This window comes from Sulfitobacter sp. G21635-S1 (assembly GCF_027213915.1).
GTDB lineage: Bacteria > Pseudomonadota > Alphaproteobacteria > Rhodobacterales > Rhodobacteraceae > Sulfitobacter.
Genome location: NZ_JAPWGV010000082.1, coordinates 1 through 393, shown reverse-complemented (window position 1 = coordinate 393; position 393 = coordinate 1). Strand labels below are relative to the sequence as shown.

The following is a 393-nucleotide window of genomic DNA, read 5'->3' as shown; positions in this document are numbered from 1 at the left end:
CCTGCCCCGCGCCACCCGCTCTGACGCCAGAGAATCTATATCGCATTGCCGGCGACGGCTTACGCATGATGCTTGACGCGAGCCGAGATCAGAACCGACCTCTCAAAGAGCGCGACATCATCGAGGCTGCCTGGGCGTTGCTGCCGATGCTCGATATCCATGCTTCAGTTTGGCATGAGGGCCAGAGCACCTTGGGCGACCACGGGTTGGCTTTCTGCCTACTATTGGTTGATGCGCAGCGAGATCACCCGAGCTACCCTGTTCGCAATCCTGGCGGTTTGATGCGCGAACTGATCCGTCGAGCCAAGGCAGGAAGGCTGGACTTCGATGCAAGCGTTGCGGCTCTGCAAAAACGGCGCAATGGGGTGAGGTAGAGTTTCCAACCCGCAACTG

1 protein-coding gene is annotated in these 393 nt (G+C 59.3%); it reads left to right on the top strand.

Going from position 1 to position 393, the window contains the following annotated elements; genetic code table 11:
- On the top strand, positions 1 to 374 hold a 374-nt coding region (gene repC, locus O4H53_RS27005; RefSeq protein ID WP_269368095.1), incomplete at its 5' end, for a replication initiation protein RepC.
- Positions 375 to 393: the final 19 nt, after the last annotated feature.